At 68.8% G+C, this 21,420-nt stretch carries 20 protein-coding genes and 1 pseudogene; 14 read left to right on the top strand and 7 right to left on the bottom strand.

Features of this window, described 5'->3' with window-relative positions; genetic code table 11:
- Positions 1–26 precede the first annotated feature (26 nt).
- Positions 27–1,979, bottom strand: a complete 1,953-nt coding sequence (gene acs, locus VML93_RS19665) for an acetate--CoA ligase (RefSeq protein WP_325613238.1) — start codon at positions 1,977–1,979, stop codon at positions 27–29.
- Positions 1,980–2,169: 190 nt separating this feature from the next.
- On the opposite strand from acs, the gene VML93_RS19660 reads away from it, so the two are divergent.
- A complete protein-coding gene (locus tag VML93_RS19660; protein WP_325613243.1) occupies positions 2,170–2,643 on the top strand; it encodes a DUF4232 domain-containing protein in 474 nt (157 codons plus the stop codon).
- 6 nt (positions 2,644–2,649) lie between these two features.
- Here the strand turns inward: VML93_RS19660 and VML93_RS19655 are convergent, their stop codons facing one another.
- Together VML93_RS19655 and VML93_RS19650 are read right to left on the bottom strand one after the other, a co-directional pair.
- Positions 2,650–5,283, bottom strand: coding sequence for a LuxR C-terminal-related transcriptional regulator (locus VML93_RS19655; protein ID WP_325613236.1), 2,634 nt, complete (start codon positions 5,281–5,283; stop codon positions 2,650–2,652).
- A 67-nt stretch (positions 5,284–5,350) separates the two neighbouring features.
- Positions 5,351–5,533, bottom strand: coding sequence for a hypothetical protein (locus tag VML93_RS19650; RefSeq protein ID WP_325613234.1), 183 nt, complete (start codon positions 5,531–5,533; stop codon positions 5,351–5,353).
- Positions 5,534–5,732: 199 nt separating this feature from the next.
- On the opposite strand from VML93_RS19650, the gene VML93_RS19645 reads away from it, so the two are divergent.
- From VML93_RS19645 to VML93_RS19620, 6 genes are read left to right on the top strand one after another with little or no spacing between them, the layout of a single operon-like run.
- Positions 5,733–7,100, top strand: coding sequence for a cytochrome P450 (locus VML93_RS19645; protein WP_325613233.1), 1,368 nt, complete (start codon positions 5,733–5,735; stop codon positions 7,098–7,100).
- Between the two features lie 60 nt (positions 7,101–7,160).
- Positions 7,161–8,789 carry an ABC transporter substrate-binding protein gene (locus tag VML93_RS19640; protein ID WP_325613231.1) on the top strand — a complete coding sequence of 543 codons (1,629 nt, stop codon included), beginning with the start codon at positions 7,161–7,163 and terminating at the stop codon, positions 8,787–8,789.
- Position 8,790: 1 nt separating this feature from the next.
- Positions 8,791–9,717: an ABC transporter permease gene (locus VML93_RS19635; RefSeq protein ID WP_325613230.1), complete on the top strand. Its 927-nt coding sequence runs from the start codon at positions 8,791–8,793 to the stop codon at positions 9,715–9,717.
- Positions 9,710–10,579 (top strand): ABC transporter permease, encoded by an 870-nt coding sequence (locus VML93_RS19630; protein WP_325613228.1) that lies wholly within the window; start codon positions 9,710–9,712, stop codon positions 10,577–10,579. The genes VML93_RS19635 and VML93_RS19630 overlap by 8 nt, the downstream gene beginning before the upstream one ends.
- The gene (locus VML93_RS19625) at positions 10,576–12,186 is read left to right on the top strand and encodes a dipeptide ABC transporter ATP-binding protein (protein ID WP_414686398.1); all 1,611 of its coding nucleotides are present in this window, start codon (positions 10,576–10,578) and stop codon (positions 12,184–12,186) included. The genes VML93_RS19630 and VML93_RS19625 overlap by 4 nt, the downstream gene beginning before the upstream one ends.
- A gap of 59 nt (positions 12,187–12,245) precedes the next feature.
- Entirely contained in the window at positions 12,246–13,004 is a 759-nt protein-coding gene (locus VML93_RS19620) for an oxidoreductase (protein WP_325613224.1), read from the top strand.
- 453 nt (positions 13,005–13,457) lie between these two features.
- Here the strand turns inward: VML93_RS19620 and VML93_RS19615 are convergent, their stop codons facing one another.
- A complete protein-coding gene (locus VML93_RS19615) occupies positions 13,458–14,315 on the bottom strand; it encodes an HAD-IB family hydrolase (protein WP_325613222.1) in 858 nt (285 codons plus the stop codon).
- 494 nt (positions 14,316–14,809) lie between these two features.
- Here VML93_RS19615 and ssd point away from each other — a divergent pair, with 494 nt between their 5' ends.
- The 7 genes and pseudogenes from ssd (at position 14,810) to VML93_RS19580 (ending at position 19,306) form a co-directional block, all read left to right on the top strand.
- Positions 14,810–15,865, top strand: a complete 1,056-nt coding sequence (gene ssd / locus VML93_RS19610) for a septum site-determining protein Ssd (RefSeq protein ID WP_325613242.1) — start codon at positions 14,810–14,812, stop codon at positions 15,863–15,865.
- Complete coding sequence (locus VML93_RS19605) at positions 15,862–17,049, top strand: TadA family conjugal transfer-associated ATPase (RefSeq protein ID WP_325613221.1); 1,188 nt, start codon at positions 15,862–15,864, stop codon at positions 17,047–17,049. Before ssd ends, VML93_RS19605 begins: the two co-directional genes overlap by 4 nt.
- A complete protein-coding gene (locus VML93_RS19600; RefSeq protein ID WP_325613219.1) occupies positions 17,046–17,849 on the top strand; it encodes a type II secretion system F family protein in 804 nt (267 codons plus the stop codon). The genes VML93_RS19605 and VML93_RS19600 overlap by 4 nt, the downstream gene beginning before the upstream one ends.
- The gene (locus VML93_RS19595) at positions 17,846–18,436 is read left to right on the top strand and encodes a type II secretion system F family protein (RefSeq protein WP_325613217.1); all 591 of its coding nucleotides are present in this window, start codon (positions 17,846–17,848) and stop codon (positions 18,434–18,436) included. Before VML93_RS19600 ends, VML93_RS19595 begins: the two co-directional genes overlap by 4 nt.
- Before the next feature lie 24 nt (positions 18,437–18,460).
- Complete coding sequence (locus VML93_RS19590; RefSeq protein WP_325613240.1) at positions 18,461–18,652, top strand: DUF4244 domain-containing protein; 192 nt, start codon at positions 18,461–18,463, stop codon at positions 18,650–18,652.
- A 35-nt stretch (positions 18,653–18,687) separates the two neighbouring features.
- Positions 18,688–19,034, top strand: a pseudogene (locus tag VML93_RS19585) (TadE family type IV pilus minor pilin); the annotation flags it as partial.
- A complete protein-coding gene (locus tag VML93_RS19580) occupies positions 18,995–19,306 on the top strand; it encodes an Rv3654c family TadE-like protein (RefSeq protein WP_325613215.1) in 312 nt (103 codons plus the stop codon). The pseudogene VML93_RS19585 and the gene VML93_RS19580, both read left to right, overlap by 40 nt.
- 10 nt (positions 19,307–19,316) lie before the next feature.
- Here VML93_RS19580 and VML93_RS19575 read toward each other — a convergent pair whose 3' ends face one another.
- The 3 genes from VML93_RS19575 to VML93_RS19565 all read right to left on the bottom strand — a co-directional run.
- Complete coding sequence (locus VML93_RS19575; RefSeq protein WP_325613214.1) at positions 19,317–19,709, bottom strand: hypothetical protein; 393 nt, start codon at positions 19,707–19,709, stop codon at positions 19,317–19,319.
- 65 nt (positions 19,710–19,774) lie between these two features.
- Positions 19,775–20,800 (bottom strand): PAS domain-containing protein, encoded by a 1,026-nt coding sequence (locus VML93_RS19570; RefSeq protein WP_325613213.1) that lies wholly within the window; start codon positions 20,798–20,800, stop codon positions 19,775–19,777.
- Between the two features lie 329 nt (positions 20,801–21,129).
- Positions 21,130–21,420 (bottom strand): Zn-binding domain-containing protein (locus VML93_RS19565; protein ID WP_325613211.1); only part of this gene is annotated, 291 nt, incomplete at its 5' end.

Here is a 21,420-nt window from a genome sequence, read left to right as displayed (position 1 = left end):
CGGCGAGCGGAGGCCAGTGTGCCCAGCTACCTGGCAGCCTGGATCGCGTCGAACACGCCGGGATCCAGCAGCGTCGACGTATCGCCCAGCTCGCGGTTTTCGGCGATGTCGCGCAGCAGCCTGCGCATGATCTTGCCGCTGCGGGTTTTGGGCAGTTCGGGCACGATATGGACCTCGCGTGGCTTGGCGATCGGCGAGATCTCCCGGGCCACCTCGCCGCGCAGCTCGTCGTGGGTTCCGTCGTGCGGCTCGTAGCTGGCGCACACGACGACGAACGCGCAGATGGCCTGACCAGTGATCTCGTCGGTCACGCCGACCACCGCCGCCTCGGCGACCGCCTCGTGACCGACGAGCGCCGACTCCACCTCCGCGGTGGAGATCCGGTGCCCGGACACGTTCATCACGTCGTCGATGCGACCCAGCACCCAGATGGCCCCGTCGGGATCGAAGCGGGCCCCGTCACCGGCGAAGTAGTAGCCCTGCTCGGCGAATTTCGACCAGTAGGCTTCCCGGTACCGCTCGGGGTTACCCCAGATGCCGCGCAGCATCGAGGGCCACGGCTTGTCCAGGACTAGGTAGCCGGTGACGTGCTCTTCGCCGTCGACGTCGGGCGGCAGCGGATCGCCGTGGTCGTCGACGATCTTGGCGGAGATCCCGGGCAGCGGTGTCATCGCCGAACCGGGCTTGGCCGCGGCGACTCCCGGCAGTGGAGAGATCATCGCGGAGCCGGTCTCGGTCTGCCACCAGGTGTCCACCACCGGGACCTTGTTGGCGCCGAACACCTCGCGGTACCAGCGCCAGGCCTCGGGGTTGATCGGCTCGCCGACCGACCCCAGCAGCCGCAGGCTGGACAGGTCGTGCGCATCGGGGATCTGCCGGCCCCACTTCATGAACGTACGGATCAGCGTCGGGGCGGTGTAATAGATTGTGACGCCGTATCTTTCGATGATCTGAAAGTGCCGGTGCTCGTCGGGCGAATTGGGCGTGCCCTCGTAGAGCACCTCGGTGACGCCGTTGGACAACGGGCCGTATACGCCGTAGGTGTGCCCGGTGACCCAGCCGATATCGGCCGTGCACCAGAACACGTCACTCTCCGGCTTGACGTCGAAGATGGCGTGCACCGTGTAGGAGGCCTGGGTGAGATAGCCGCCGCTGGTGTGCATGATGCCCTTGGGCGTGCCGGTGGTTCCCGACGTGTACAGCAGGAACAGCGGCTGCTCGGCGTCGAACGCTTCCGGGGTGTGTTCGGGTGATGCCGAGTCGACGACGTCGTGCCACCACAGGTCGCGGTCGTCGTTCCAGGCCACGTCAATTCCGGTGCGTCGCACGACCAGAACATGCTCGATGGGGCTATCCGCATCCGCCACAGCCTCGTCGGCCGCCTCCTTGAGGGGTGCCGGTTTGCCGCGCCGGAACTGGCCGTCGGCGGTGATCAGCAACTTGGCCTGGGCGTCGGCGATGCGGGTCCGCAGCGCGTGCGCGGTGAAGCCGGCGAAGACGACGCTGTGCATGATGCCCAGCCGTGCGCAGGCCAGCATGGCGACGACGGCCTCGGGGATCAACGGCAGGTAGATGGCGACGCGGTCGCCGGCGACCAGCCCGAGGCCGGTCAACGCGTTGGCCGCCTTGCTCACCTCGGTCTGCAAATCCGAATAGGTCAGGGAGCGACGGTCGCCATCCGGCTCGCCCTCCCAGTGGATGGCGACCCGATCGCCGAGCCCGGCCTCGACGTGGCGGTCCACGCAGTTGTAGGCGACATTGAGCCGGCCGCCGACGAACCACTTGGCGAACGGAGCGTCCGACCAGTCCAGCACCTCGGTGTACGGCGTCGCCCACGACAACCGGTCGGCTTGCTTGGCCCAGAACGCCAGCCGATCTTCCTCGGCCTCGCGATACATCTCCTCGCCGGCGTTGGCCTGCTCGACGAAGTGTGCGGGCGGCGGATAAGACGACGGGCTTTCGGTATTCGTGGCGGTCACTGACTTCTCCTGGGTCTTGGCTCGTCAACCGTCTGCGAGCCTAACGCCGCGGTAATGCGCCTGTGCAGGAGGAGCAGTCCGGAGGCGTCGCCGTTCATTCTGTGGTCACCGCGGGGACACGTGCCGGATAATCACCGCTGTGTGGAAACCCCATCACCTCGCCGTGGCCGCGAGTTGGGCAGCCGCCACCATGCTGGGGTCGCCGGCATGGGCCGAACCGTTCGACACCGGCGACGAGCCGACACCGTGCCGGGCGGACCAGATCGCCGTCAACGTGTCCCAGGCCGACGGCGCGCTGGGCCACCGTTCGGCAACCCTGATCTTCACCTTGGCCGGCGGCGCGTGGCCGTGCACGCTCGTCGGCTACCCCAGTGTCGACTCGGGCGCAGGAGGGCCGCTCATTCACGCCGAGCCCACGCTGCGCGGGAACCTGGGTGGCCTGCCGGGGGGCGTCGATGCGCCGCCCACCGTCACCCTGTCGCTGACACAACAGGCTCAGGCCGTCGTGGAGGGCATCACCGACCCGGTCGTAGCAGGCAGCGGCGACCAGTGTCCCAGTTACACCGATCTGCTGGTCAATCCTCCTGACACCATCTTTGTGATGACCGTGCCGGCCACCATCGACGCTTGCCATCTGCAGGTGCACCCGATCACCCCGAGCTGACAAGGGCTAGCGGTCCCCATCGAATTCACCGAGCAGCGCGGCGAGCTGGTCCCGGCCGGCAGCGCCGGAGCGCTGCGATGCGCGATAGAGATGCCCTTCGATGGTCCGGATGGACATGCCCAGTTCCTCGGCGATCCGACGGTTGGACCAGCCCTGAGCAACCAGCGCGACGATTTCCCGCTCCCGAGCGGTCAGCGGAAGCGGTTGGCGTGCCTCACGAATTGCCGGGCTCACCGCACTGCCACACACGGTCGCCAGCCGCTGTGCCCGACCCGCGGCGGTCAAGGCAGAGCCACGCAAATCGCGTCGGCGGTACGCCACCGCGGCATGCGCCGCCACGTCGGCCGCGGCAAACAAGTCACCCATCGCCTCGAATCGCTCTGACGCTGAACGCAAGCGGTCGCCATCAGCGGCGGCAAGTGCGTCCGCGAACGCGACTGCCACGCTCACCCGCGGTGCGTCCACCAACCGGGAAAGGTCTTCGAGCCGGGCCGCCGTCGTCGCGTCGCCAAAGTGCGTTGCGGTCTGCAGACTGAACACTTCCCGTGTCAGCTGTCCCTGGGCGCGTGCATAGTCAGCTGCGCGATGGGCGATGCGGACGGCCTCGCTGCGCGCCCCGCGGTTGGCCGACACCCAGGCCTGAGCCAGCATCCGATCCGGCTCCAGCGCCAGGTGTGTGGAATGCCTTGCGCCGTAAGGGCCGTGGGTGTGTTCGGTGGCGGCGTCGGTCTCGCCGAGCTTGGCCAGGGTCTCCGCCTGATGAACGGCGAATCTCCCGCGCAACGACGCTGATGTGACACCCAGCGAGAGCACACGTGCGGCAGCGTTGAGCTGCTCGCGGGCGAGGTCGAGCCGGCCACTGCCGAGCCACGCGATCGCGGCGATACCAGCACCGATCGCCCCGATGGCGCCGGGCGCGTCCGCGCACTGCTCGGCCACCTCGCGGGCAACAGCGAGGGCCTCGGAGGTCAATCCGGCCAGCAGCAAAGCCTTGACGTGGAATTCGGCCAGCCCAACGCCCAGGTACGCGGCTTCGATAGACGCCGCGGCGATGTCGTACCCGGTCCGGGCCGCCGATCTGATGTCGGCAATCCGGCCAAGATCTCCCGCGGCGATGGTCTTTCCCCAGGCCAGTTCCGCCGCGACGAAATCGCCGAGGTCCGTCTCGTCCACCTGAACAGCCAGGGCGAGGGCTTCCGCGGGCCGGGCCTGCGCGGCAAGGTGCAAAACTCGCATCGCCCGGCCGGCGTTCGCGAGAACGGGATTCGGCCGGGACATCGCCTCGTCGACAATAGCCGCCGCCTCCTCCGGCCGCTCCAGCGGGCTCCATAGGTTGCTGATCCTCAGCGCGGTCGCATGCGCCAGCTCGTGGTCGCTGAGCAGTCGGGGTTCCAGGGCGTCCAGCACCAGCTGCGACTCCGCGGCGCGGTTGAGTAGCCCCAAAGACTGAGCCCGCAGCAAGGCCGCCGCGGTGGGGCCGCCCGCATCAGCGCACGCGCCGGCCAGGCGCTCGGACAGCCCCAGATCCAGGCGGGAAAAAGCGATCTGGGCGGCCCGGGCCAGCAACTGCGGAAGCGGCGACAGATCGGCATCCAGAGACATCGTCGCGGCCCGCAGCACGCTCGTGTCGTCGAGGTCGGGAATGGCGACCATGGCCGTGACGATGCGTCCACGTAACCGCCTCAACCGCACCGGGCCCGCGCGATCCCGTCGCACCTCGCCGTAGAGCGGGTGGCCGATATGGACCACCGCGCGATGGCGGTCGGGGGTGATACCGATCAGACCCCGTCGCTCCGCAGTCTCGATCGCCTTGTTGTCGGCCAACGCCGACAGCAGACCCAGATCCACCGGTTCGGCGACGGCCACCATGTCGATGACGTCGAGCACGTCCTGCGGCACCACACCGACCTGAGCTTCGATCAGGTCCGTCAGGCTCGACGACACTTCGAACGCATCCGTCCAGGTCCATACGCCGGCATGCGCCGCGAGCCGCCGTGTGGCGACCTCCTGGTCCACCAGATGGCGCAGCTGCAGCACATTGCCCCGGGTGACCTCCCACAGCCGCCGCGCACAGTCGGGGTCGAGCTCGCCGCCCAGCGCCCCTGCCAACAGCAGATCGGACTCGCCCCGGGACAAGGGCTGAAGCTGCAACAACCGCAGGTGCCCGTCCTTCCACACCGTGGTGACCGGATCGGGTGCCTGCTCGCCGGAGCGGATGGTCGCGACCACGGTTGCCAGTCGTCGAATCACCAACTGGTGCAGCAAGAAAGCGGAGAGCTCGTCCAACAGATGGGCGTCGTCGACGACGACGATGACGCGTTTGCGCCGTGTGGTCGAGGTGAGCGAATCGACTGCCGCGCTGACTGCCTGCAAAACGCTGCCCTGGTGGGGATCGGCCCATTCGGCGAAGGCGCCCAGTGGAATCGACCTGCCGCTGGAGGTGCCGGACGCGAACCGGACGGTCGCACCCGTCTGGGCGGCCAGTTCCATCGCCTCGCGGGCCAGCCGGCTCTTCCCGGTTCCAGCCGGCCCCACTATTACGACGCCCGCGTATACGCTTGGTGCACTGCAACATTCGGCGATCAATTGCAACTCTTCGGCGCGGCCGGTCAGCGGCCAGGACCTGAAGACCGAGCCCACCGTGTCCTCCCACAGCCCTGTCGAACCGGGACAGGTCTTGGAGCCTAGTTCCGCGCGCGATCGGGGGTCAACAGCTCCTCCTAATCCCGGCCAACTTCGCCTGCGCAAGCAACAGCAGGGTCGGAACCCCCTCGCGCTCTACGCCAAGCCGCTGGGCGATTTCGCCATCGGTGCAATGCTCATTACGCAACCGAAGAGCCGCCGCGTACACCTCGGGTAGCTGGTCGAAAGTGTTGTCGTCGCTATCCATGGCGGCCACGCTCCCGTAACTGCCGCCGAACCGAAGGGGTAGTCCGCTACCTCATTCGGGTTCATTCGGGAGGGTCATTCGGAGCACCGGTAACGCGTTGAATGACTCCCAGCGCGTCAATTGGGGTAGTTGGATACTCCAGCGCCGGCCATGCCACGGCAGCAGACTAAGACGGGGATCGCCACGAGAAGGAGAACCGATGACTGCCATTGCGGATGCGAGCGCGATCGCGGCGCTGGCGTTGGCTCCGGCTAACCCACTGCCGTTGCGCGAGCGGCTGGCCAATGCACGGGACGGTGCCGCCGGCGTGCAACGGCTGTGCGCGGCCGGGGGCCCGGTGACCAGGGTGCACCTCGGCCCAAAACGGTTGACGCCGACGCTGGTCTACGTATCGTCGCCGCAGGGGGCGCATGACGTGCTGGCCCGCCGCGACGGCGCCACCGATCGGGCATCCCTGCCGTCGATGAAAGAGCTGCGGTACGTGGTGGGGGCGAACCTGCTGAACCTCGACCACGAGCACTGGGTACCGCGCCGGCGCGCGATGCAGCCGATCTTCGCCAAACACAACGTCACCCAATTCAGCACGCACATCGTCGATGCGACAGAGGAGCTTTCGCGGAAATGGCGGATCTGCACCGAGGTTGACCTCGCCGCCGACACCCGCAGCATGACGATGCGCGCGTTGAGCCTGTCGTTGCTGGGTCGCGACCTCGGCGCCGAGGGTCAGGCGGTGGGAGCCGCCATGCACGCCGCATTCCTGTGGGCCGTGCTCCGGTCCATGGCCCCGGCGCGGCTCCCCGCCTGGCTGCCGACGCCCGCGCAACGGCGTGCGCACCGCGGCAGTGCGGTGCTGCACCGGTATGCCGCAGAAGTCCTGGCGACGTGTCGGGCCGATCCCGACCATGACGCTCCGATCGTGCGGGCGCTGATCGCGGCTCGCGATCCCGACACCGGAGAAGGATTGTCCGACAACGATATTTGCGACGAACTGACGATGTTCCTGTTCGGCGGCCACGACACGCTGACGATGTTGCTGACTAGTGCGCTGTGGCTGTTGGCCAGAAACCCGCAAGCGCAGACCCGTGTCGCTGAGGAGGCCCGCAGTGTCGGTCGGAGCTTGACCGGTGACGACGTGTCCAGCCTGGGGTACACCGTGCAGGTGCTGCACGAGGCGCTGCGGCTCTACCCTCCCGGACCCGTGCTGCCACGCCTGGTGTGCACCGACATCGAGGTCGACGGCTACCGCGTCGAGGCGGGCACGGTGGCGTTGGTGGCGGCCTACGCGATGCATCGCGACCCGGCACTGTGGCACGACCCGCTGCGCTTCGACCCCGAGCGGTTCGCTCCGCAGTTGGCCAGTGGCATCGACCGGTGGCGGTACCTGCCCTTCGGTGGGGGATCCCACCGGTGCATGGGCGATCACTTCGCCATGCTCGAGGCGACGCTGGCGCTGGCAACGCTGGTGCGTGACATAGATTTCACAGCGTTGCGTGCCGAGCTCCCCATCGCCACGAGCCTGACCATGCTGCCGTCGGGGCGGGTCCCGATGCGCGTTCGTCGACGCTGATCGGTTCCTCGGCGGTGGTGCCTGCGCCATCGCCGGGCGGCACGCTCTAGGGTCGCTGTCATGCGTCTGAGGGCCACGCTGGGTGCCGTCGTCGCGGCGGTGCTGATGGCCGCCGCGCTGCCCGGGTGCGGGGGCGGCGTGCTGAGCCCCGACGTGGTGGTGGTCAACGCCGCGGAACCGCCCAACCCGTTGATCCCGACCGGCACCAACGACAGCAACGGCGGACGCATCCTCGACCGACTGTTCGCCGGCCTGATGTCCTACGACGCCGCCGGCCATCCTTCGCCGGAGGTGGCCCAGGCGATCGAGACCACCGACAACGTCAACTACCGCATCACTCTCAAACCGGGCTGGAAGTTCACCGACGGGTCGCCGGTGACCGCCCACTCGTTCGTCGACTCGTGGAACTACGGGGCGCTGAGCACCAATGCCCAACTGCAGCAGGACTTTTTCAGCCCGATCGACGGATTCGACGAGGTTGCCGGCCCGCCGGGGGACGGAAAGCCGACCACCATGTCCGGGCTGCGGGTGGTCAACGATCTGGAATTCACCGTGCACCTGAAGGCGCCGACCGTCGACTTCATCCTGCGGCTGGGACATAGCGCGTTCTATCCGTTGCCGGACAAGGCATTTCGGGACATGGCGGCGTTCGGCCAGAGCCCGGTCGGCGATGGCCCCTACCAGCTCGACAATGGTTCTCAGGGCCCCGGGGGCCAGGCCTGGGAGCACAACGTCAAGGTCGACCTGAAGCCCAACCCCGACTACCACGGCAACCGGAAACCCCACAACAAAGGCCTCAGGTTCGAGTTTTACGGCAATCTGGACACTGCGTATGCCGACCTGCTGTCCGGCAATCTCGATGTGCTGGACACGATTCCGTCGAGCGCGCTGACGATCTACAAGCGCGACCTGGGCGGTAACTCTGCCAGCGGGCCCGTGGCGGTCAGCCAATCGCTGGACACGCCGTTGCGGCTACCCCATTTCGGCGGCGAGGAGGGCCGACTGCGCCGGTTGGCGTTGTCGGCGGCCATCAACCGTGCGCAGATCTGTCAGCAGATCTTCAACGGGACCCGCAGCCCGGCCCGCGATTTCACCGCCCGATCGTTGCCCGGGTTCGACCCCAACATCCCGGGCAACGACGCCTTGGACTTCAATCCCGAACGGGCCCGGCAACTCTGGGCGCAAGCCAACGCGATCTCGCCGTGGAGCGGGCGGTACGCCATCGCCTACAACGCCGACAGCGCCCACCAGGAATGGGTGGACGCGGTCGCCAACAGCATCAAGAACGTGCTGGGCATCGATGCCGTCGGCGCGCCGCACCCCACCTTCGCCGGATTCCGCACCCAGATCACCAACCGCACCATCGACACCGCGTTCCGGGCCGGCTGGATCGGCGACTATCCGTCGATGATCGAGTTCCTCTACCCGTTGTACGTCACCGGTGCGGGATCCAACGACATCGGATACTCCAACCGGGAGTTCGACGCCGCCCTGGCCACCGCCGAGGCCGCGCCCACCCTGCAGCAGGCAGACGTGCTGGTCAACGTCGCACAACGAATCCTGTTGCACGACATGCCCTCGGTGCCGCTGTGGTACTACATCACGGTGATCGGGTGGTCGACGCACGTCAGCAATGTGAAGGTCACCTGGAACGGGATGCCCGACTACGAGAACATCGTCAAGGCCTGAGATGGTTTGGTACATATTGCGCCGCATCGCCGTCATGGTGCCGGTCTTCCTCGGCGCCACGCTGCTGATCTACGGCATGGTCTTCCTGCTGCCCGGTGATCCGCTGGCGGCGATGGCCGGAGACCGGCCGCTGACCCCGGCCGTGGCCGCAGCGCTGCGCGCCCGCTACCACCTTGACGAGCCGTTCCTGCTGCAGTACCTGCGCTATCTGGGCGGCGTCCTGCACGGCGACCTGGGTCGCGCCTACTCCGGGCTGCCGGTCAGTGCCGTTCTGGCACATGCGTTTCCGGTCACGATCAGGCTGGCGCTGATCGCGCTGGCGGTGGAAGCCGTGCTGGGGATCGGCTTCGGCGTGATCGCCGGCCTGCGCCAGGGCGGCATCTTCGACGCGACGGTGCTGATCACCGGCCTCGTCATCATCGCGATCCCCATCTTCGTGCTGGGGTTCCTGGCGCAATTCCTGTTCGGCGTCCGGCTCGGCATCGCGCCGGTCACCGTCGGCGAAAGGGCCACGTTCGGGCGGCTTTTGCTGCCCGGGATCGTCTTGGGCTCCGTGTCATTCGCCTACGTGGTGCGGTTGACCCGATCAGCGGTGGCCGCCAACGCGTACGCCGACTACGTCCGCACCGCCACCGCCAAGGGTCTGTCGCGGCCCCGGGTGGTCACGGTGCACATTCTGCGCAACTCGCTGATCCCCGTGGTGACCTTCCTGGGCGCCGATCTGGGCGCGCTGATGGGCGGAGCGATCGTGACCGAGGGCATCTTCAACATCCACGGCGTCGGCGGGGTGCTGTATCAGGCCGTCACCAGACAGGAGGCGCCGACTGTGGTGTCGATAGTGACGGTGCTGGTGCTGATCTATCTGATCACCAATTTGCTGGTGGACCTGCTGTACGCGGTCCTGGACCCGAGGATCCGTTATGGCTGAACGGACCCGGCACAGCTTCTGGCGCGACACCTGGCGCAATCTGCGCCGGCGCCCGCAGTTCATCGTCGCCGCCGCACTGATCCTGTTCATCCTTGCCGTCGCGGCGTTTCCGGCGCTGTTCACCGGAGCCGACCCGACCTACGCCGACCCCAGCCAGAGCCTGCTGTCCCCGTCGGCGGCACACTGGTTCGGCACCGACCTACAGGGCCACGACATCTACGCGCGCACGGTCTACGGTGCCCGGGCCTCGGTCACCGTCGGCTTGGGGGCCACCGTATTGGTGTTCGTGGTCGGCGGTGCACTGGGTGCGCTGGCCGGCTTCTACGGCGGCTGGGTCGACGCCGTCGTATCTCGGGTCACCGACGTGTTCTTCGGATTGCCACTGCTGTTGGCCGCCATCGTGCTGATGCAGGTCATGCACCACCGCACGGTCTGGACGGTGATCGCCATACTGGCTCTGTTCGGCTGGCCGCAGGTGGCCAGGATCGCCCGCGGCGCGGTGCTCGAGGTGCGGGCCAGCGATTACGTGCTGGCGGCTAAAGCGTTGGGATTGAGCAGGTTTCAGATCCTGCTCCGACACGCGCTGCCCAACGCGATCGGCCCGGTGATCGCGGTGGCCACCATAGCCCTCGGGGCCTTCATCGTCACCGAGGCGACCTTGTCCTACCTCGGGGTGGGCCTGCCGACCTCCGTGGTGTCCTGGGGCGGCGACATCAACATCGGGCAGATGCGGCTGCGAGCCGGCTCGCCCATCCTGTTCTATCCCGCAGGCGCACTGGCGCTTACCGTGCTGGCCTTCATGATGATGGGCGACGTCCTGCGTGACGCGCTGGATCCGGCATCGCGGGCGTGGCGGGCATGACCGCGCCGTTGCTGTCGGTCGAGGGCCTCGAGGTGCGGTTCGGCACCCACGAGGCCGCGGTGTGCAGCATGGATCTGACGGTCCTTCGGGGTCAGACCGTGGCGGTCGTCGGCGAATCGGGATCGGGCAAATCCACCGCGGCCGCCGCGATCCTCGGGCTGCTGGCACCCGGTGGACGAATTACCGGCGGCCGCATCGTTTTCGACGGCCGTGACATCACGAAGGCCGATCATCGACTACTGCGATCCATCAGGGGTCGGGAGATCGGCTACGTACCCCAGGATCCGATGACCAACCTCAACCCGGTCTGGAAGGTCGGCTTCCAGATCCGGGAAGCGTTGCGGGCCAACACCGATGGACGCGAGGCTCGGCGCCGGGCCGTCGAGTTGCTCGCTCAGGCCGGCATGCCGGATCCGGTGAAGCAAGCGGGGCGCTACCCGCATCAGCTGTCCGGCGGCATGTGTCAGCGCGCGCTGATCGCGATCGGGTTGGCGGGCCGGCCGCGGCTGCTGATCGCCGACGAGCCGACGTCCGCGCTGGATGTCACCGTGCAGCGCCAGGTGCTCGACCATCTGCAGCATCTCACCGACGAGCTGGGCACCGCGCTGCTGCTGATCACCCACGATCTGGCGCTGGCCGCCGAACGCGCCGAGTCTGTGGTCGTCGTCCATCGCGGTGCGGCGGTGGAATCCGGTGCGGCGCAGGAGATCCTGCGCAACCCCCAACACGAGTACACCCGACGGCTGGTGGCGGCGGCACCCTCGCTGACGGTCCGGACCCCGCGCCGGGCGACGCCTCGGGCCGGGACCGACGACATCCTCGTCGCCTCGGAGCTGACCAAGGTCTACCGGGAGACGCACGGCGCGCCCTGGCGGCGCACGGAGTTTCGTGCCGTGGACTCGGTGTCATTTCGGCTACCGCGTGCGAGCACCCTGGCGATCGTCGGCGAGTCGGGGTCGGGGAAGTCGACGCTGGCCCGGATGGTGCTCGGTCTGCTGCGACCCACGTCGGGCAGTGTGGTTTTCGGGGACACCCAGATCGCGGAGAAGCTGGACCGGGACGCCGCGCTGGCCTTCCGCCGGCGTATCCAGCCGGTGTTCCAGAACCCGTACAGCAGCCTCGATCCCAGGTACACGGTGTATCGGGCGGTCGAGGAACCGTTGCGGATCCACCGGGTGGGTGACCGCAGGCAGCGCGAACAGGCGGTGCGCGAGCTGGTCGACCAGGTGGCGCTGCCGTCGTCGGTGTTGGGCCGGCTGCCGCGTGAACTCTCGGGTGGTCAGCGGCAACGGGTAGCGATCGCCCGGGCACTGGCGCTGCGGCCCGACGTGCTGGTGTGCGACGAGGCGGTGTCGGCGCTCGACGTGCTGGTGCAGGCGCAGATCCTCGACCTGCTGGCCGGGCTGCAGTCCCAACTCGGCCTGACCTACTTGTTCATCAGCCACGATCTGGCGGTGATCCGGCAGATCGCCGACGACGTCCTGGTGATGCGCGCCGGCCGGGTGGTAGAGCATGCCCCCACCGAGCAACTGTTCAGCCGGCCCGGCCATGAGTACACGCGCGAGCTGCTGCGGGCCATACCCGGCGCGCCCGTGCCGCCCGGGTAACCGAGCGTGGTTCTGGTAGATGGGGCCCACGCCAGGCGACCCGATAGGGTCTTCAACCTGTGACGGCTGATCCGCTGGCCCCGCTCATGGAGCTCCCCGGCGTCGCCGAGGCCAGTGACCGCGCCCGCGACGCGCTGGGTCGGGCCCACCGACACCGCGCCAACCTGCGCGGCTGGCCGGTGACCGCCGCCGAGGCCGCGTTGCGCGCGGCGCGGGCGTCCTCGGTGCTCGACGGCGGTCCGGTGCGACTGGAAGACCTCGCCGAAGCCGCGCAGGTTGCCGATCCGGTGTTCGGTGGAGCGCTGCGGGTGGCCCAGGCGCTCGAAGGCGGCGGGAGCGCATTGGTCGGGGTGTGGCAGCGGGCGCCGTTGCAGGCACTGGCGCGCCTGCACATGCTGGCCGCCGCCGACCAGGTCGACGCGGACCGGCTGGGCCGTCCCCGCACCGAACCGGAGATCGGCCCGCGTCTGGAGTTGCTCGCCGAGCTGGTGACCGGTCGCACCCGGGCGTCGGCGCCCGTGGTTGCCGCCGTCGCCCACGGAGAGCTGCTGACGCTCAAGCCATTCGGCAGTGCCGACGGTGTGGTGGCCCGGGCGGTGTCGCGGCTGGTGACCATCGCGACCGGATTGGACCCGCACGGACTGGGTGTGCCGGAGGTTCCGTGGATGCGTCAACCCGCGGACTATCGGGACGCCGCCCGCGGCTTTGCCGAAGGCACGCCCAAAGGTGTGGGCGGGTGGCTGGTGCTGTGTTGCCGGGCGCTGCAGGCCGGCGCGCAGGAAGCTCTGTCGATTGCCGAATCGTTGCCCAAGCGGTAGCCGAACGGCGCGGTGGATGCCGTCTGAAAGTGGCCTGAAAACGTAAAGGCGGGCGGCGATCCGAAGTATTCGGGTCGCCGCCCGCTAACACGGAACTCGGTTACCAGGCGTGCATCGTGCGGGTTGTGTGGGATGGCCTCGGCGATCTTGCGACGCTTCCGGTTGCAACCCCACCCAAAGGGCCGTCGATACCTTCCACTTTTTCGCAATTACGCAGGCCCACAACACTTCTGCCATTATCGCGGCTGTGACTCAGCGTGGGTGCCGAGAACCGTGCTAGGTGCCCGGATCGGGAGATCGAACCTTCTCTTCCGGCTCGACCTAGGCCTCACCAGGCTTCCGTGTTTTCCTTTGTACTCCTCGACCCTTAACACAGCAAGGCCCAATTCTGCGAATGTTGCGAAGGCGCACCGAATTTGCGTGTTCGCAAGTTTGCTGTCGGTGGTGCCCGGGCTAGAAGGCGAAGCGGCGTAGCAGCGCGTAGGTGACCGCTCCGGCGGCCAGCGCGCTGAGGCCGACCGCGGCGGTGGTCGCAATCGCGGCACCCGACGGCGCCGGGATCCGGTCGCGCAGCGACACCGGCCGGTTGAACGACAGCAGCGGCCAACCGCGCTCGACGGCCTCCCTGCGCAAGGCGCGATCGGGGTTGACCACACTGGGGTGGCCGACGACCTCGAGCATCGGCAGGTCGGTGATCGAGTCGGAGTAGGCGTAGCAGTGCTCCAGCGGGTAGCCCTCCCGGGCGGCCAGCTCCCGGATCGCTTGGACCTTGCCCTCGCCGTAGCAGTAGAACGCGATCTCTCCGGTGTACTTGCCGTCCTCGACGACCATCCGGGTCGCCATCGCGTGGGTAGCGCCCAGCGCCCGGGCGATCGGGGCCACGATTTCCTCTCCCGAAGCCGAGACCAGGACGACGTCGCGGCCACACAGCTTGTGCGCGGCGATCAGGTCCGCGGCCTCGGCGAATACCAGCGGGGTCACGATGTCGTGCAGCGTCTCGTTCACGATCGACTTGACCTGCTCGACGTCCCAACCGGCGCACATGGCCGTCATGTGCGCCCGAATCCGGTCCATCTGGTCATGATCCGCGCCGGAGAGCAGGAAGATGAACTGCGCGTAGCTGGTCTTGAGCACCGCGCGACGATTGAGCAGTCCCTGATCGAAGAATGGTTTGCTGAACGCCAACGTGCTGGACTTCGCGATGATGGTCTTGTCCAGGTCGAAGAACGCGGCGGTGCGGGCACTGGGGCCGGTTGCCGGCGCTGCGTGTGCCGAGGTTTGCTGCTGCGCGGCCGAGTCGAAGGCGGTCACCGATCCAGCATAGGTCGCGGGCCCGCCGGGGCCGCGACTCCGCGCCCAAAATGGCCGCAAGGGTCAGGCGAGGTGGACGGGGCTGACGGTGTTTTTGCGGCTCAAGGTGTTTTTTTGATTGAGCGATTACTTGCATTAGAGCGCACTAGCATGTGTATAGTAAGCATTACTCGGCCCTGAGCCGAGGGTGTATCAGCCCGACCCCCCGGGGCTGATGCACGACGACCCTCGCCTCCTCCCCCCCTGGCGGGGGTCGTCCCTTTTCTGGGGTAAATATTTCTCATAGATAGGGTGCTTAGCCCGTCTGCCTGCCCGTTGCGGAGATTGTGCTGTCGCGCGCGGTCGCAGCGCTGGCTCGACGTGTTTGTGCACAGTACCGTCTCTATCCACAAATCCGCGTTTGGGACTGGTGTGCCATCCCTGCCGCCCCCGACGCTGGATGGGTGACTGGCATCCCGACCACTGGACCCGCGGGTTCCTCCGGCGTGTTGGCGGTGCTGAACGACGCCGAACTGCGCGACGGCCTGGACCGGGTGGCCGCTGCCGTCGGTGTTCGGGTGGTTCATGCCGGCGCCGGGGTTCCGCTGAGTAGGAGAACCTGGTCGGCCGCCGCGGCCGTGGTGCTCGATCGGGCTGCGGCTGATCGCTGCCGGCAGGCGGCGTTGCCGAGGCGCGTCCACGTCAGCGTGCTGACCGGCGCCGAACCCACGACGGCGACCTGGGAGTCGGCCATCACGGTCGGTGCCCAGCGTGTGCTGCGGCTGCCCGAGCAAGAGGCCGAATTGGTCCACGTGCTCGCCGAAGCCGCCGAGTCAGCACGCGACGACGCGCCGCGCGGCGACGTCGTCGCTGTGATCGGAGGCCGCGGCGGGGCCGGTGCCTCGTTGTTCGCCGTCGCCCTGGCCCTTGCGGCCACCGACGCGCTCTTGGTGGACCTCGATCCGTGGGGCGGCGGCATCGACCTGCTGGTGGGTGGGGAAACCGCACCCGGTCTGCGCTGGCCGGACCTGGCGTTGCAGGGCGGACGGCTGAATTGGTCCGCCGTGCGTGAGGCTCTGCCGCGACACCGGGGGATCAGCGTGCTTTCCGGCACCAGGCGCGGGCACGAGGTGGATGCCGGGCCGGTGGAAGCCGTGGTCGATGCCGGCCGCCGCGGGGGAGTGACCGTCGTTTGCGACGTGCCCCGTCGGCTCACCGACGCCACCCAGGCCGCGCTGGACGCGGCCGATCTCGTCGTCCTGGTCAGCCCGTGCGACGTGCGATCGTGCGCGGCCACTTCGACCATCGCGCCGGTGCTGGCCACGATCAATCCCAACCTCGGGCTGGTCGTTCGGGGCCCGTCGCCGGGCGGATTGCGGGCGGCCGAGGTGGCCGACATCGCAGGTCTGCCGCTGCTGGCGTCGATGAGAGCCCAGCCGCGGCTCGCCGAGCAGCTTGAACACGGTGGGCTGCGATTGCGGCGCGGATCCGTGCTGGCCGCGGCGGCCCGCCGGGTCCTTGCCGTGCTGCCGGCGCGCCCGGGGTCCGGGCAGAACGGCAGGGCGGCATGAGCGGGTCGCTGATCGAGCGGGTGCGGGAACGGCTGGCGGCGGAATCCGCCCCGCCGGGGTCATCGCCGGGATCCCCCTTGAAGGCCACCGTGGTCGCCGCCGCGATCCGGGCCGAGTCCGGCGGGGTGCTGGGTGATACCGAGGTCCTCGCCAATCTCCGGGTGCTGCAGACCGAACTGACCGGGGCTGGCATCCTCGAACCGTTGCTGCGGGCCGACGGCACCACCGACGTGCTCGTAACCGCACCCGATGCGGTGTGGGTCGACGACGGAAATGGTCTGCGGCGCAGCGAGGTTCGGTTCGCCGACGAGGCGGCGGTGCGGCGCTTAGCGCAGCGGCTGGCGTTGGCCGCCGGACGCCGCCTCGACGACGCGCAGCCGTGGGTGGACGGGCAGCTGAGCGGAATCGGCGGCGGACGGTTCGCGGTGCGCCTGCACGCGGTGTTGCCGCCCGTGTCGGCCGACGGCACCTGCCTGTCGTTGCGGGTGCTGCGACCCGCCACTCAGGATCTGACCGCCCTCATCGCGGCAGGAGCGATCGAGCCACCGGCCGCCGCACTGGTTGCCGACATCATCGCGGCCCGGCTCGCGTTCCTGGTGTGCGGCGGCACCGGGGCGGGGAAGACGACCCTGTTGGCGGCGATGCTGGGCGCGGTGGCGCCCACCGAGCGGATCGTCTGCGTGGAGGACGCGGCCGAGCTGGCGCCCCGGCACCCGCACCTGGTCAAGCTGGTCGCGCGTTGCGCGAACGTCGAAGGTGTGGGCGAGGTGCCGGTGCGCCAGCTCGTCCGCCAGGCGCTGCGGATGCGGCCGGACCGGATCGTGGTCGGCGAGGTCAGGGGCGCCGAGGTCGTCGACCTGCTGGCGGCGCTGAACACCGGCCACGACGGCGGCGCGGGAACCGTGCATGCCAACAACCCGGGCGAGGTTCCCGCCCGGCTGGAGGCGCTGGGCGCGCTCGGCGGTCTCGACCGGCCCGCGCTGCACAGCCAGCTCGCCGCGGCGGTCCAGGTGCTGCTGCACGTCGCGCGGGACCGGGCCGGCCGGCGCCGGCTCGCCGAGATTGCCGTGCTGCGCCAAACCGACGGGCGGGTCCATGCCGTCACGGTGTGGCACGTGGACCGCGGGATGACCGAGGATGCGGTCGATCTGGGTCGTATGCTGCGAAGCCGGATGCAGGCATGAACGGCCAGTTGCAAGCCGCGTTGTTCGTGTCGCTCGCGATGGTGGTGCTTACCTCGTCACCGCGGCATCGGCTGGGGCCGCCGGCCGCGGACCGTCGGCCCCGGCCGGCCGGCGCGCGGTGGGTCGGCCGCATCGCCGCCGGGTGCGCCGCGGTTGTCGGCGCCGCGTTGCTGCCGTTGACGACCGTCCTGGCCGCCGCGCTACTGGGCGCCACTGCGTCCGTGCGTCACCGTCGGCGCCGTCGCCGCATGCGGGCCACCGACGAGGGGCACACCCTGGAAACCGCGCTGGACGTGCTTGTCGGCGAGCTGCGAGTGGGCTCGCATCCAGTGCGTGCGTTCGGCATCGCGGCAGACGAAACCGACGGCCAGGTTGCCGCGTCGTTGCGCGCCGTCGCGGCGCGCGCCAATTTGGGTGCCGACGTCGCAGGCGGTCTGCGCAGCGCGGCCGGCTCGTCGGCGCTGCCCACGCACTGGGCACGACTCGCGGTTTGCTGGCAGTTGGCCAGCGACCACGGGTTGGCCATAGCGACGCTGATGCGCGCCGCGCAACGCGACATCGCCGAGCGGCAACGATTCACGGCGCGGGTGGCTTCGGGGATGGCCGGCGCCCGTGCCACCGCGGCTATTCTGGCGGGCCTGCCGGTGCTCGGGGTGCTGCTCGGTGAACTGATCGGGGCCCGACCGCTGAGTTTCCTGTTGAGCGGGCATGCGGGCGGGTGGCTGCTGGTGGTGGGGTCGACGCTGGCGTGCGCGGGACTGCTGTGGGCGGACCGGATCACCGAACGGGTGGCGTCGTGAATACCGCGGCGGTGTTGCTTGCGGTCGCGTTGTGGACCGGCGGCGGCCCGGCGGCGGTGCGGGCGCGCGCCCGAATGCCGCTCCGGGTGTATCGGCGGCGGGACCGCCCGGGCGGCGGTGTCGACCCGTTGGCTGTCGCGTCCAGCCTCGACGTGCTTGCCGTCTGCTTGGCGGCGGGCATGTCGGTGTCGGCTGCCGCGGCAGCGACCGCGCCGTCCGCGCCACCGAAGCTGGCCCTTGTGTTGCGCCGGGCCGCCGATCTGCTGGCGCTGGGCGCCGACCCGGCCGTGGCGTGGTCGACACCACCTGAGCTACCGGCCGGCTCTGTCGATCTGCAGACCGATGCGCTGCTGCGGTTGGCTCGGCGTTCGGCGTCGTCGGGCGCGGCGCTGGCCGACGGTGTGGCAGAACTGGCCGACCAGTGTCGCCACGATGCCGCACATGCGGCGACCGCGGCCGCCGAGCGCGCCGGGGTATTGATCGCCGGACCGCTTGGGCTGTGCTTTTTGCCGGCGTTCGTGTGTTTGGGCCTCGTCCCGGTGGTCGCCGGATTGGCCGGTCATCTCCTGCAATCGGGGTTGCTGTGAAGAAAGGATGCATTGGTGATCAACATGTTTCGCGTGTTCGTGGCGCGTGTGACGCTGCTGGCGACCGACGAGTCGGGCATGTCCACAGTCGAGTACGCCATCGGGACGATCGCGGCCGCGGCGTTCGGGGCGATCCTCTACTCCGTGGTCACCGGGCATTCCATTGTGTCGGCGCTGACCAACATCATCGGTCGGGCGCTGAACACAAAGGTCTAGCTGCCGATGCCGGTGCGAGCACCGTTGAGGCGGCGCTGGGGATCGCCTCGCTGGTCGTGGTGCTGGTGCTGTGTCTGGCCGGGGTCACCGCCGTCTCGATGCAGGTGCGCTGTGTCGACGCCGCCCGCGAAGCGGCCCGGCTGGCGGCGCGCGGTGACCAGCGCGCCGGGGTGGACGCGGCCCGGCGCATCGCGCCGGGCGGTGCGCAGGTTCAGGTGCGCCGTGACGGCGACTACCTGGTGGCCACGGTCATCGCGCACTCAAAGCTGTTGCCTACATTGGATATTGGAGCCAGAGCGGTCTCGGCGGCCGAACCGTCGGGATGAGCGCGGCTCGGCCACCGTGGTCGCGGTCGCAATGGTCGCGGTGCTGCTGTGCGTCACGGGCGCCGGTGCCTACCTCGGCTCGGTCGTGGTGGCGCGCCACCGCGCGCAGGCGACCGCCGACCTGGCCGCGCTGGCCGCCGCCGCGCGGCTCCCGTCGGGCGCCGCCGCGGCGTGCGCCCAGGCGACGGCGCTGGCCCGAGGCATGCGCGTCGACGGCGCCGAATGCCGGGTGGACGGCCTCGACGTGGTGGTCACGGTCCGGGTCGCTGTCGCGTTTGCCGGCACGGCGCAGGCCGCCGCGCGGGCCGGGCCCGTCGGGCGGGGGTAATGCGACGGCCTCAGATCGCAGCCAGTGATCGCGCGTAGTTCACCTGCTGCGTAACGCCCATGATCGTGTGCGGCCCCCAGGCTGGAATCATCGTCGAGTGATAAAACCCGTTGCCCTGCACGGTGACCTGGATGTAACCCACCAGCTTGCGTTCCTTCATGAGCAGGAAGAGCAATCCCAGCAAGCAAAACCAGACGAAAATAATCGCGAGAATCACACCCGCGGTGGAAATGCTTTCCTGGTAATACGACATGTCTGTGACCGTCCACACTGAGCCTCGGATCGGATACGGACCCGTTGGCGTCATCACCCAATGCTGCGAGACAGAGATGTCGCCGATCGTCGCGAGCCATGGCTCCGGCTCGCCGCCTCGGTAGTCAGCCAGTCCCCAGGGTTCCCCCACGGGCCGATTAAAGCATGACCTCGTACCTCGCAGTGGTGAATCCGCATTGAGCCGCGCCCTGTCGCTCACACGTCGGGAGTCAGCCCGGCATCGGCGACTTCTTTGTCGCTGGGCAGCCGCAAAGAGATCAGCCCGGCGAAGGTATCCGGTTCCAGCTCCACCCGCTTGACGGTGACGTGCATCGGCACCCAAGTGCCGCCCTCGCCCGGCAGTCGCAGCACGCGGACGCTGGCCCCGTCGGCGAATTCCGTTGTCATGGAGGTCATTAGATGCTCGTCGTCGGGATGCACCCGGGGCCGCTCGGGCTCGCTCGCGCGCCAGTCGTAGAAGGGGCAGGGCTCGTCGAGCCATTTCAGCAGGGTCCAGGTGTTCAGGTCGACCAGGGCCCGGTGTACGCCGGGCTGGGCAAGTCCGTTCAGGATCTGTTGTGCCAGACGATTGGCCGGAACCGGCGCCCCGTCGAGTTCGCCCCGCCAGTTCATGCCGCGCGAGATCAGGTGGTCGCGGCCGTCGGGCCCCGGTTCCATCGCGGTGCGCGCGACGAAGCCAACCCTGATCGCGTTCCCCTGCCAATCGGTGATGTCCCAGCTGCTGCACAAGCTCTGGCCGGGTTCGGCTCTGATCGCCAACGCGAGAACCTTGCTCTCGTTGGGATTGAGCTCACGCTCGGGCAGGTCTTCCGCGAACGCTCTGCCATGGGTCGCCTCGACCGCGGGGTTCTTGCCGCTATTGGCCAGCGACTCCGGGGTGTCGGTGGCCACGCCCAGGGTCAGGTCCCACTTCAGTGGGCCCGGGACGGGGCGCTCCGGCGGCTCCGCCTTGGCCGGGCCGGTCCAGACGTGCACACCGTGCATGCGGCCGTCGGACATCAGCACCGGCTCGGTGCGGATGACGCGGTCACTCTTGGGGGTGATGCTGGTCAGGCTCTGGCCGGTCTGCAATGACTCGGCGATCGCCGTCCGAACCGCGGACAGGTAGGGACTGCGGCGCAGGAAAGTGGTGATCGGGACGAGGTTCTTTGGTTGACGCCCCTGCGCTACCACGGCGGGTTCGTCGCCCAGCGTCTCCACGAGCAGCCAGTCGTGGGCCATGGTCCAAGTTTACCGGCGACGGATGCCTCGCAGCGAGGCCGGGGGAGCCTCGGTCGTCGCTCGCAGTTCTGCATTCATGCCACCCTGCGATTACGTAGCTCAAGCGAGACAACGCAATTGGCGCCGACGAAACGATTCGACGGTTACCGGGATCCGGCTATCCCGTCCTCGCCCAACAGCTGTTTGTGGCATTTCCGCCAGCGGCCGGCCGCCAAGTTGCATCCATTACTCGAAGCCAGGTAGTTTCCCTCTACGCCCGCATAGTCGGCCTGGCGAACGGCTGTGGAGGTCGACCGTCGAGGGGTCGGTCGCCGTCCGCCGGACAGCGCTCAGTGTGATTCGCCGGCCAGCTCGGCGAGGACCAGTCGCAGCACCTGCACGGCGCCGGCCTTGTCGAGCGGATCGTTGCCGTTGCCGCATTTGGGGGACTGCACGCAGGACGGGCAGCCGCTCGGGCATTCGCACGCCTCGATGGCCGCGGCGGTGGCGCTCAGCCAGGTGCGGGCTTGGTGGAAGCCGCGTTCGGCGAATCCCGCCCCGCCCGGGTAGCCGTCGTAGACGAAGACGCTGGGCAGGCCGTCGGGTCCGATGGCTGTGGACATGCCGCCGATGTCGCCGCG

This window comes from Mycobacterium sp. (assembly GCF_035499775.1).
Lineage (GTDB): Bacteria > Actinomycetota > Actinomycetes > Mycobacteriales > Mycobacteriaceae > Mycobacterium.
Note: the sequence above shows the minus strand (reverse complement) of the source record. Positions and strands in the feature narration are given on the sequence as shown.

Coding starts and splice junctions, on each gene's coding strand:
- VML93_RS19660 (WP_325613243.1), top strand. CDS start 2,170: ATGCTGGGGTCGCCGGCATGGGCCGAACCGTTCGACACCGGCGACGAG.
- VML93_RS19650 (WP_325613234.1), bottom strand. CDS start 5,533: ATGGATAGCGACGACAACACTTTCGACCAGCTACCCGAGGTGTACGCG.
- VML93_RS19645 (WP_325613233.1), top strand. CDS start 5,733: ATGACTGCCATTGCGGATGCGAGCGCGATCGCGGCGCTGGCGTTGGCT.
- VML93_RS19640 (WP_325613231.1), top strand. CDS start 7,161: ATGCGTCTGAGGGCCACGCTGGGTGCCGTCGTCGCGGCGGTGCTGATG.
- VML93_RS19635 (WP_325613230.1), top strand. CDS start 8,791: ATGGTTTGGTACATATTGCGCCGCATCGCCGTCATGGTGCCGGTCTTC.
- VML93_RS19630 (WP_325613228.1), top strand. CDS start 9,710: ATGGCTGAACGGACCCGGCACAGCTTCTGGCGCGACACCTGGCGCAAT.
- VML93_RS19625 (WP_414686398.1), top strand. CDS start 10,576: ATGACCGCGCCGTTGCTGTCGGTCGAGGGCCTCGAGGTGCGGTTCGGC.
- VML93_RS19605 (WP_325613221.1), top strand. CDS start 15,862: ATGAGCGGGTCGCTGATCGAGCGGGTGCGGGAACGGCTGGCGGCGGAA.
- VML93_RS19600 (WP_325613219.1), top strand. CDS start 17,046: ATGAACGGCCAGTTGCAAGCCGCGTTGTTCGTGTCGCTCGCGATGGTG.
- VML93_RS19590 (WP_325613240.1), top strand. CDS start 18,461: ATGTTTCGCGTGTTCGTGGCGCGTGTGACGCTGCTGGCGACCGACGAG.
- VML93_RS19570 (WP_325613213.1), bottom strand. CDS start 20,800: ATGGCCCACGACTGGCTGCTCGTGGAGACGCTGGGCGACGAACCCGCC.